Here is a 10,803-nt window from a genome sequence, read left to right as displayed (position 1 = left end):
GGCGTTGATTTTTGGCACGCTGTTGAGTTCTCAAGGAACGGACGCTTCCTTCGTACTCACCCTCTCGGGCTTTCCTCCGGGCTTTTCCCTTCGGTTCTTGCTGTCTTGCGTTTCCGACTCTATCAGTGTTTTTCCGTCTCCCTGACCACTGTTCAGCAGGCATGCAGAACAGGACCCCGGATAGGATCTGACTAGTTGGATGCTGCCGGGCAAGGATGCTTGGTTCGCGTCACTCGGCCTCGAGCAGGATGTCGACTGTACACGGGCGCTCAGAGCGGGTGCAAATCGATTGCCTGCTGCTCCCAGGACGTCAACCGGCGTCTCTCCTACGGAACCGGCACTTCATATGACATACGCTGCTCAACAGTGTGCCGTCCGGGACAGGCAGCGACGGCCCGTACGTATCTCCATCCCCGGGAGGCTTCCTTGACCACCGTGACGTCCCCTCTTGCAGGACGTGTCATCGGACTGGCCGCCGTGCCGGATCCGGTCTTCTCCGGGGCCATGGTCGGCCCCGGAACCGCTGTCGACCCCGTGCGCGAGCCCTCGGAGGTCGTCGCCCCCGTCTCCGGCGTCATCGTCTCGCTCCACCCGCACGCCTTCGTCGTCGTCGACGACGAAGGCCACGGCGTCCTCATTCACCTGGGTATCGACACCGTGCAGCTCAACGGTGAAGGCTTCGAGCTGCTCGTCAACAAGGGCGACACGGTGACGCGGGGCCAGAGCGTGGTGCGCTGGAACCCGGCCGCCGTGGAAGCCGCCGGCAAGTCCCCGGTATGCCCGATCGTGGCGCTCGAGGCCACACTCGACTCCCTCTCCGATCTTGTTGAAGACGGCGCCGTGAAAGCCGGCGACAGCCTCTTCGGCTGGCAGTGACGTCGGCGCCGGTCCATGACGGCATGCACGAATATCACCGCGGCGGAGGGACCCGCCGCACTATCGGAGACGGGTGAGATGGAAACAACCCTGCGAGGCGTCGGCGTGAGCCACGGTGTGGCGATCGGCGAGGTCCGGCACATGGGAACGGCAGTACTCGAACCGCCTGCCAAGCAGATCCCGGCAGCGGACGCGGAGCACGAACAGGGGCGTGCCCGCCAAGCCGTGGACGCTGTCGCCGCAGACCTGACAGCGCGCGGCAATCTGGCCGGCGGTGAGGCCCAGGCGGTGCTCGAGGCTCAGGCCATGATGGCCCAGGACCCGGAACTGATGGCGGACGTCGACCGCCGTATCGCGGTCGGCAGTACGGCCGAGCGTGCTGTGTACGACGCGTTCGCCGCGTACCGCGCTCTACTGGCGGGTGCCGGCGAGTACCTCGCTGGTCGTGTGGCCGACCTCGACGACGTGCGGAATCGTATCGTCGCCCGGCTGCTCGGGGTGCCCATGCCCGGGGTCCCCGACAGTGACGAGCCGTACGTCCTGATTGCTCGTGACCTCGCGCCCGCCGACACCGCGCTGCTGGACCCGACCTTGGTCCTCGGCTTCGTCACGGAGGAGGGTGGGCCGACCAGCCACAGCGCGATCTTGGCAAGGGCGCTCGGTGTCCCCGCGGTCGTGGCGTTGCCCGGTGCGGGTGAGCTCGCCGAGGGCACGGTGATCGCGGTGGACGGCAGCACGGGCGAGATCTTCGTGGAACCCAGTGCGGAGAAGAAGGCCGAGTTGGAGGCGGCAGCAGCTCAGCGCAAGGCGGCGCTTGCCGCCTCGACGGGGCCGGGGGCCACCTCCGACGGGCACAAGGTGCCGTTGCTGGCGAACGTCGGTGGGCCCGCGGATGTGCCGGCCGCCGTCGCGGCCGGGGCGGAGGGGGTCGGTCTCTTCCGTACCGAGTTCCTCTTCCTGGACGACAGCAAGAACGCGCCGTCCGAGGCGAAGCAGATCGAGGCGTACCGGCAGGTTCTCGAGGCCTTCCCCGAGGGGCGTGTCGTCGTTCGGGTGCTCGACGCCGGTGCCGACAAGCCGCTGGACTTCCTGACTCCTGCCGACGAGCCGAATCCGGCTCTGGGCGTGCGCGGTCTTCGGACCCTGCTCGACCACCCCGATGTACTGGGTACGCAGTTGACGGCGCTCGCGAAAGCCGCCGAAGGTCTGCCTGTCTACCTCGAGGTCATGGCTCCGATGGTCGCAGACCGGGCCGATGCCAAGGCGTTCGCGGATGCCTGCCGCGCGGCCGGGCTGCGGGCGAAGTTCGGTGCCATGGTGGAGATCCCGTCGGCCGCTCTGCGGGCACGCTCGATTCTGCAGGAGGTCGAGTTCCTGTCCTTGGGAACCAACGACCTCGCGCAGTACACCTTCGCCGCCGACCGTCAGGTGGGTGCGGTTTCTCGTTTGCAGGATCCCTGGCAGCCGGCGCTTCTCGATCTGGTCGCGCTGTCCGCCGAGGCGGCACACGCGGAGGGCAAGAGCTGTGGCGTCTGTGGTGAGGCTGCGTCGGACCCGCTGCTCGCGTGTGTGTTGATCGGTCTGGGTGTCACCTCTCTTTCCATGGGCGCGGCTTCGATTCCCTATGTGCGGGCGTCGCTGGCCAAGTACACGCTGGCGCAGTGCGAGCGGGCCGCCGCGGCGGCCCGTGCCGCGGACAGCGCCGATGAGGCGCGCGACGCTGCTCAGGCAGTGCTGTCGGGCGAGTAGTCGGCCGACCGGTCAGGACCGGTCGTCGTCGAGGGGCGTTCCACTTCGTGTGGGGCGCCCCTCCGCTGTTGGTCGGTCAGTGGGCGTGCCCCGTCATGGGTTCCCCTTCTCCGAGGTCGGGTGGTGTGCAGTAGTCGACGTCCGATTCCGGGGAGATGAGGTCGCCCGAGTCGGCGTCGGTGCAGTAGGCATCGAAGACCTCGCCTGCGGTCAGGGGCTCCACGCCGTTCTCGCGTAGGCGCCAGCCGTAGATGCGGTCGCTGCTGCCGGGGGCGGTGGTGCGCATGACGAGTCCGCCGGGGCCCTGGGTGGCGAGGCCGAGAGCCAGGACCGTGGTGAATTCGAGGACTTCGGCTTCGTCGAGTTCCGTGGCGCCCTCGCTGTCGTCGTCGGCGTGGAGGACCGCGAGGAGTGTTTCGGCTGGTGTCGTCACACTGCAGACGAGGTGCCTGTTTCCCTGCGGGGCGGTGTCGATGATGCGGACGAGGAGGTTCGAGGCACGGGCGAAGGCCGCGTGTCCGATGTCCTCACCGCACGATGCGCAGGCGCCGATACGCGCCAGGAGTGTGGCCGCGTACTCCCAGGTCGCCTGGCGGACGGCCTCGTCGACGAGGTCCGGGAGCAGCTCGGCGAGGGGTTGGCCGTCGTAGGCGACCGTGGGGCCGGTGGTGGCCAGTTCCGCGGTGAAGCGGGCGCGGCTGGACTGGGCGTCCGGGTCGATGGCTTTGGCGGTGCAGAATTCGGCGTACTCCTCGGGGTCGAAGAGTGCGACGGTGGTGTGGTTGCCCTGGGCGGCGAGGCTCTTCAGGAGAGCCTCTACTTCGCGCAGGTACTCCGTGTGGTTGTCGAAGGTGAAGGTGCGGTAGCGCCTCATCGTGCGGAAGTCGTGTTCATCGGTGAGCAGGCCGATGGTGCCCGCGATCTCCCGGCGCAGAACGCGCCGCGAGGTCCCGTGTCCGATGTTCGCCATGGTTCCCCCTGTACGCAGTCGATCAATGCTCACTCACAGTAACCGGAGCCACTGACAACGGGTCTCGGGTCAGTCGGGCGCGGACCAGGCGGTGTTGGATCAGGCAGGTCACAGCGATGCCGGTGCCGAAAGCGGTCCAGCCGAGAGGGCCGGTGGCAATGGCCGCCGTGACAGCCAGTGGTCCGATGCTGCGCTGGACGGCTTGTGCGAGCCCGTGGACACCGAGGTACGCGCCCTGTGCGCTGTCGGAGGCCAGGGCGACGGAGAGTTCCCAGGAGACGGTGGCGTGGAGCATCTCGGCCAGGGTGAACGCGGCGGCAGACGCGGTGAGGAACAGGATCGCGGAGGTGGCCGTGCCGGTTGCCGAAAGGGCCATGGTGGTGCCGCCCAGGACGAAGACCGCGGAGAGCGGGAGCAGGAGTGCGCGAGCGGCCCTGGTGGTGGCACCGAATCGGGCCAGGGGTACCTGGAGTGCCACCACCATCACGTTGTTGAGGACCATCAGCAGCGGCACGAGGCCGGTCGGTGCGTTGCCGGTGTGGGCGATCCAGAGGGGCAGGCCGACCTTGAAGACGGCGTCGTCGAGAAAGAGGACCGCTTCGGTCGCGACGTACGCGAGGTAGGTGCGATCGCGCCAGGGATTCGCCGTTGTGGTCTTGGGCGTGGGGGCGGACGACGTGGTTACCGTGCGGGAGACGGAAGGGGGTTCCGCACAGCCGAGGGTGAGGATGGCGGTGGCGACGAACGAGAGCGCGTCGCCTATGAGAAGCCATTGGTAGGCCGTGGTCGTGCCGAGAGCCAGGGCCGCGGCGGCGGCGAGACCGCCCAGGGCCCAGCCCGCGTTGGCGGCCGTCCGGTTGATCGCCTGGTACCGGACGCGGTGCGGTCCGGCGACGCGGGTGGCGTAGAGCTTGGTGATGACGCTCGACGCGCGGTCGCCGAAGCCGCCGACGGCCGTACACGCGAGGAGCACCGCGTAGTGGTCGGTCGTCAGCAGGACGAACGAGGCGAGAGCGCGTGTCACTTGGACGGCGATCAGGACGCGGGTCAGGGGGAAGCGGTCGGCGAAACGGCCGCCTATCGGTGCGCCGGCGATGCCGACGACTCCCGCGGCGGCGACGAGCGTGCCGATCTCCGTGACGGAGAGGCCGGTGACGCAGGTGAAGTACAGGACGGAGACGGATGCCCACAGGCCGCTGCCGACGCGGTCGACGAGGGTGATCAGGAGCATTCTGCGGCCGTCGGACCCTCCTGGTACGCGGTCGGTCCAGGCAGTCGCGCGGCGCAGTTGTTTCACGTCTCCCCCTTGCTTGATTTTATGTACTGATACATAATCTCCAACGTGGCAACACAATATGGGATCAGTGGTACGACAGCCAGGGAAATTGCCGCGTCCGTCGAACGAGGCGTGTCCGAAGGGTCGTTGGGGCCGGAGGCGGCGCTGCCTCCGGTGCGGCGGCTCGCCGACGAACTGGGGGTGAGTCCGGGGACGGTCGCGACGGCCTACAAGGAGTTGCGGCAGCGCGGGATCGTGGTCACTCGCGGCCGGGGCGGGACGGTCGTCGCGGCTGCTCCGTCGGTCGCCTCGCGACGGCCGCCCAAAGTCCCGCACGGGCTGCGCGACTTGGCCGGCGGGCACCCTGATCCCGCCCTGCTCCCCCGGTTGCTGCCACCCTCACGTCTTTCACCGGGCGCCCGCTCGCATCGCGCGACGCCCAGGCTGCCGCGGCTGGAACACACCGTCCGTGAGTGGCTCGGTGGCGACGGGGTGCCGACGGAGCACGTGGTCTTCGCCCATGGAGCGCTGGATCTGATCGGGCGGCTGCTGTCGGTGGAGTTGCGCCCCGGCGACGCGGTGGCGATGGAGGACCCGGGTTACCACCATCTGCTGGATCTGGTGTCCGCGTTGGGGCTGCGCAACGTCCCCGTCGCCGTGGACGACGAGGGGCTGCTTCCGGACGCGCTGCAACGAGCGCTGCGGGCGGGCGTGCGGGCCGTCGTGTGCAGTCCGCGCGGGCAGAATCCGCGCGGCGGGTGCTTCTCGGCGGAGCGCCGGGACGCGCTTGTCCCGGTGCTCCGAGAGGAGCCGGAGGTTCTCGTGGTGGAGAACGATCACGCGTCGGCCGTGGCGAACGCACCGCTGCACACGCTGTCCTCGGCGGGACTGGCCCGATGGGTACATGTCCGCACGGTGAGCAAGTTCCTGGGGACCGACCTGCGATGGGCGGCGGCGGCCTGTGACCCCACCACACTGGCCCGCCACGACGGCCGGATGCTGCTGACATCCGGCTGGGTCAGCCACCTGCTCCAGGGAACCGTGTACGACCTGATGACGGACGACGCCACGCGCGCGTTGGTTGCCCGTGCGCGGGAGACGTACTCGCTCCGGCGGCACACGCTCCTGCAGGAGTTGGACCGGCACGGTATCCCGGCTCATGGGGCGAGTGGGATGAACGTCTGGGTGCCCGTGCCCGACGAGTCCGCTGTGGTGAACGGGCTTCGGTCGTACGGCTGGTGGGTCGCGGCCGGGGCGCGGTTCCGGCTGGTGTCCGGGCCTGCCGTACGGATCGCGGTGGCTGATCTCCAGTCGGCCGACGCGGCCCGGCTGGCCTCGGACTTCGCCGCCGTGCTGGTCGAGTCCGAGGCCACCTACGGGGGTTGACCGGCAGATCCGAGCGCCGTCAGGCCCGTTTGCGGGCCAGCTCCTCGTAGAAGCGCAGCAGGTCGAGGTTGTCGACGGAACCGGGGTTCACCGCCTTGTCCAGGGGGCTGCCCTGGAGGAGGCGCTTCACCGGGACCTCGATGCGTTTGCCGGTGAGGGTGTGCGGAACGCCGGGGACCTCGATGACCTCGTCGGGAACGTGGCGCGGGGAGAGCTGTTCCCGGATCGTCTTCTTGATGCGGTTCAGGAGGGCCTCGTCGAGGACGGCTCCGGGCGCGAGGTGGACGAACAGCGGCATCCAGTAACCGCCGTCGGGTTGTTCGACACCGATGACCAGGGATTCCTTGATCTCGGGGAGTCGTTCGACGGCTTCGTAGATGTCGGCCGACCCCATGCGTACGCCCTGCCTGTTGAGCGTGGAGTCGGAGCGGCCGTGGATGATCACGGAGCCTCGCGAGGTGAGGGTGATCCAGTCGCCGTGGCGCCAGACACCGGGGTAGGTGTCGAAGTAACTGTCGTGGTGCCGGGTGCCGTCGGGGTCGTTCCAGAAGTGGATCGGCATGGAGGGCATCGGGTTGGCGACGACGAGTTCGCCGACCTCGTCGACGAGGGGCCGGCCGCTCGGGTCCCAGGCCTGGAGGTCGGTGCCCAGTCCGGGCGCCTGGAGTTCGCCGATGTGCACCGGGAGGGTCGGCACCGCTCCCGCGAAGCAGGAGCACACGTCTGTGCCCCCGCTGACCGAGGCGATCCACAGGGCGGCCCCGCTGTCCGCGAACTCGTCGTGCAGCCAGCGGAACCCGTCGGGGGGCAGCGGCGATCCCGTCGTGGCGACGCACTGCACCTTGGACAGGTCGAAGTCCCGGGACGGGTGGACTCCGGCCTTGCGGCACGCCATGACGTACGCGGCCGACGTGCCGAAGAGGGTCGCCCCCGTGCGTTCCGCGATCCGCCACTGGGCGCCTGTGTCGGGGTAGCCGGGGCTGCCGTCGTAGAGGACGATCGTGGTGCCCGTCAGGAGGCCGGAGACGAGGAAGTTCCACATCATCCAGCCGGTGGACGTGTACCAGAAGAAGCGATCCTCCGGCCCGAGGTCGCAGTGCAGGCCGAGTTGTTTGAGGTGCTCGACGAGGATGCCGCCCTGGGACTGGACGATGGCCTTGGGGAGGCCGGTCGTGCCCGAGGAGTAGAGCACCCACAGGGGGTGGTCGAAGGCGACCTGTTCGTAGACGGGTGGCACATCCGCCGAAGTGACGGCGGACCATTCCAGGGCACCCTCGGGGGGCTCGGTGCCGAGCAGCGGGATGTGGACGACGGCTCGCAGGGAGGGCAGTTCGCGGCGGAGTTCCGCGACCGTGTCACGGCGGTCGTGCTCCTTGCCGCCGTAGCGGTAGCCGTCGACGGTGAACAGCACGACCGGTTCGACCTGCTGGAAGCGGTCGAGGACGCTACGGGCGCCGAAGTCGGGGGCACAGGACGTCCATACGCCGCCCACCGCGGCCGTGGCGAGCAGGGCGACGACGGCTTCCGGAACGTTCGGGAGGTAGCCGCTCACGCGGTCTCCCGGTCGCACTCCGAGGGCGCGCAGCTCCGCGGCGAGGGAGCCGACCTGGCGGCGCAGCTCGGACCAGGTCACCGGACGGGGTTCGTGGGTCTCGTCGACGTGCAGGAGGGCCGGTTCGTCCGCGCGGGTGTCCGCGGCGCGCAGGGCGTGCTCGGCGTAGTTGAGCGTCGCCCCGGGGAACCATTCGGCGCCGGGCATCGAGCGATCGCCGAGCACGCGCGCGTAGGGCGTCGAAAAGCGTACGTCGAACCACTCGGTGACGGCTTGCCAGAACGAGTCGAGCCGGTCCACCGACCAGCGGTGCAGCGCCGCGTAGCCGCCGTCGGCGGGGGCACCGTGGTGCTCGGCCGCCCACGCCTGGAACTTGGTCACCCGGGCCCGTTCGATGCGTTCTCGGTCGGGCTGCCAGAGAGGCGTGGGGTTCGTGGTGGACATGCGGCGGCTCCGGATGTGCGCGGGACAGACTGAGACGGACCATGCCATCTGATCGACTCCGGCACCAGGGCGCGCCGCGCCGGGGTCGTGTCATGGAGATGAAGATGTGGCCCTTACCAGGGTGAACGGCTGCTGAACAATACGCACATCGGGTGAAGTCAGTGGCAGGCTGAGCAGCATGAACGGTCGTGACCTGGTGCGCTCGGTGAAGGCGGTCGGTTCGGCGGGGGCGGCCCAGGGCTTGCGCACCGTACGGGCCGCCTGGCGCAGGAGACGTGCCGATGCCGCCGGGCTGCCTCCTCGCGGCACCGAGCGCGCGCGGGTGCCCGGGCTCGTGCGCGACGTGGAGCCGGAGCCCGGTGGCGGTGTCGTCCGGTTCGCACGGTCCGAGCTGCGGATCATCGTGGCCGTCAACGGGGCGGTCTTCTGGGGCTGGGACGGGGCCGGCCCCGAACCGTCGTACGCGCTTGTCGGCCGCTGTCCGGAGCCGGATCCCCGTGCCTCTCTCGAGCCGGACAAGGACGGTGGCTGGCGGGTCGTGGCCGAGCGGGTGACGGTCGTGGTCTCGCGGCACGGCGCGGTGGAGGTGCTCACCCCGGGAGGGGTCAGCGTGCGACGGGAGCTGCCGCCCCGCTGGTGGGAGCCCGAGGGCGGTGGCTCGAGCCGGTGGATGCAGCGCTCCGAGGTGGCCGCGGACGCGCGCTTCTTCGGGCTCGGCGGGCGCGCCTCGGGGCTGCGGCTGCGCGACGGGACGTACCGCCTGTGGAACACGGATCCCGGTCGCGCCTTCGGTCCGGGTGACGATCCGCTGCACATCACCATGCCGGTGCAGTTGGTGGTGGCCGACGTGGCGACCCATCTGGTGTTCCAGGACACCTCCTGGGACGGCACGGTGACCCTGCGGGAGGGTGAGGAGGGGGCGGGTTCCGGGCACGACCGGGCCGGTACGAGTGAGCTGCGGATGGACGGTGGGCCGCTGCGCTGCTGGATGATGGTGGGCACTCCCGCGCGCGTGCTGCACACCTGGGCCACGCTCACGGGTGCCACCGCGCTGCCGCCCGCGTGGGCGCTGGGCCATCACCACGCCCGCTGGGGCTCCGGCGGCGAGCAGGAGGTCCGGCGGATCGTCGCCGGTCACGAGGAGCACGGTCTGCCGCTCGACGCCGTGCACCTCGACATCGGCCACTTCGAGGGACAGCAGGCGTTCACCGTCGACCAGGAGCGGTATCCCAAGCTGCCGGCCCTCGCCGAGGATCTGCGGCGCGAAGGGATCCGGCTGGTGTCGATCGTCGACCCGGCGGTCAAGGCCGAGATCGGCAGCCCCGTGTACGACAGCGGGAGCGCCGAGGACGCGTTCGTCCGGGATGCGTCGGGGCAGCTCGTACGAGGGGTCACCCGGTCCGGGGATTCGGTCCACCCGGATTTCACGCACGCACGCGTGCGCGCCTGGTGGGGCCGGCAGTACGAGGAGCGGCTCGGGCAGGGGTTCGCGGGGTTCTGGCACGACATGAACGAGCCGACGTCCTTCACCGCTTTCGGGGAGTCGACCTTGCCGCGGTCGGCCCGGCACGCGCTGGAGGGGCTCGGCGGCGATCATCGCGAGGCGCACAACGTGTACGCGCTGTGCATGGCCAGATCCGCTTACGAGGGGCTGCGCGAACTGGCGCCGGAGGAGCGGCCGTTCATATTCTCCCGCTCCGGGTGGGCCGGTATGCAGCGTTACGGAGGGGCTTGGTCCGGCGGCGTGGCGACGGGCTGGCCGGGGCTGCGGGCGTCCCTGTCGCTGGTCATGGGCCTCGGGCTGTGCGGAGTGCCCTACTCGGGCTCCGACGTGGGCGGCTTCGGCGGGAACCCATCACCCGAGCTGTATCTGCGGTGGCTCCAACTGGGCGCCTTTCTGCCGCTGTTCCGCACACGCGTGAGTCATCGGCCCGGAGGCAGGGAACCCTGGGAGTTCGGTGCGGACGTCCTCGCCCACGCGCGCGAGGTGCTCGTCGAGCGCCGGCGCCTGTTGCCGTACTTCATGACGCTGGCGCATCTGGCGCGACGTACGGGGGCGCCCTATGTGCGGCCCCTGTGGTGGGGGGCGCCGGAGGACCGGGCCCTGCGGGGCTGCGAGGACGCATTCTTTCTGGGTGACTGTCTTCTGGTGGCGCCCGTGCTCGAGCCGGGTGTGGTCCGGCGTACGGTGCGGCTGCCGCGCGGGCGCTGGTACGACACGGCGACGGAGCGGGCGTACGAGGGACCCGGTCAGGTACTGGTCGAGGCCCCTTTGTCGCGGATCCCGGTTCTCGCGCGCGCGGGTGCCGTTGTGCCGGTCCGGGGCGACGACGGCGGCCTGGAGCTGGAGGCGTGGGCGCCCGCCCCTGGACGGACCGGGGGCGGGCTGGTGGTGCCGGACGCGGGTGACGGGTGGGACGAGCCGGAGATCGAGCGGTACGTCACGCGCTGGGAGGGGAGGCGGGTGGTCGTCGAGCTGGAGGGGGACGACGGGGTGACCGAGTCTCGCCGTCCCGTGCGCGTGCGCGGGCTGGGCGGGCGCTGAGGGGG

The 10,803-nt window shown here is 70.0% G+C and carries 7 protein-coding genes; 4 read left to right on the top strand and 3 right to left on the bottom strand.

The genetic code is table 11. The annotated features are described in order from the left end of the window. The first annotated feature begins 426 nt into the window (after positions 1–426). Both ABZ855_RS29935 and ptsP read left to right on the top strand, forming a co-directional pair. A complete protein-coding gene (locus ABZ855_RS29935; RefSeq protein ID WP_360812069.1) occupies positions 427–876 on the top strand; it encodes a PTS glucose transporter subunit IIA in 450 nt (149 codons plus the stop codon). 78 nt (positions 877–954) lie between these two features. After that, positions 955–2,625 (top strand): phosphoenolpyruvate--protein phosphotransferase, encoded by a 1,671-nt coding sequence (gene ptsP / locus ABZ855_RS29930; protein WP_360812067.1) that lies wholly within the window; start codon positions 955–957, stop codon positions 2,623–2,625. Between the two features lie 76 nt (positions 2,626–2,701). Here the strand turns inward: ptsP and ABZ855_RS29925 are convergent, their stop codons facing one another. Together ABZ855_RS29925 and ABZ855_RS29920 are read right to left on the bottom strand one after the other, a co-directional pair. Continuing rightward, positions 2,702–3,595 carry a hypothetical protein gene (locus tag ABZ855_RS29925; RefSeq protein ID WP_360812065.1) on the bottom strand — a complete coding sequence of 298 codons (894 nt, stop codon included), beginning with the start codon at positions 3,593–3,595 and terminating at the stop codon, positions 2,702–2,704. A gap of 22 nt (positions 3,596–3,617) precedes the next feature. After that, entirely contained in the window at positions 3,618–4,892 is a 1,275-nt protein-coding gene (locus ABZ855_RS29920) for an MFS transporter (protein ID WP_360812063.1), read from the bottom strand. Between the two features lie 45 nt (positions 4,893–4,937). Here ABZ855_RS29920 and ABZ855_RS29915 point away from each other — a divergent pair, with 45 nt between their 5' ends. After that, the gene (locus ABZ855_RS29915; RefSeq protein ID WP_360812061.1) at positions 4,938–6,257 is read left to right on the top strand and encodes an aminotransferase class I/II-fold pyridoxal phosphate-dependent enzyme; all 1,320 of its coding nucleotides are present in this window, start codon (positions 4,938–4,940) and stop codon (positions 6,255–6,257) included. A gap of 19 nt (positions 6,258–6,276) precedes the next feature. Here ABZ855_RS29915 and ABZ855_RS29910 read toward each other — a convergent pair whose 3' ends face one another. After that, complete coding sequence (locus ABZ855_RS29910) at positions 6,277–8,253, bottom strand: acetoacetate--CoA ligase (RefSeq protein ID WP_360812059.1); 1,977 nt, start codon at positions 8,251–8,253, stop codon at positions 6,277–6,279. 178 nt (positions 8,254–8,431) lie between these two features. On the opposite strand from ABZ855_RS29910, the gene ABZ855_RS29905 reads away from it, so the two are divergent. Further along, the gene (locus ABZ855_RS29905; protein WP_360812057.1) at positions 8,432–10,798 is read left to right on the top strand and encodes a glycoside hydrolase family 31 protein; all 2,367 of its coding nucleotides are present in this window, start codon (positions 8,432–8,434) and stop codon (positions 10,796–10,798) included. Positions 10,799–10,803 lie beyond the last annotated feature (5 nt).

The organism is Streptomyces sp. NPDC047042, from assembly GCF_040644035.1.
Lineage (GTDB): Bacteria > Actinomycetota > Actinomycetes > Streptomycetales > Streptomycetaceae > Streptomyces.
The sequence above is the reverse complement of the archived record's forward strand: the minus strand, read 5'-3'. Positions and strand labels throughout refer to the sequence as shown.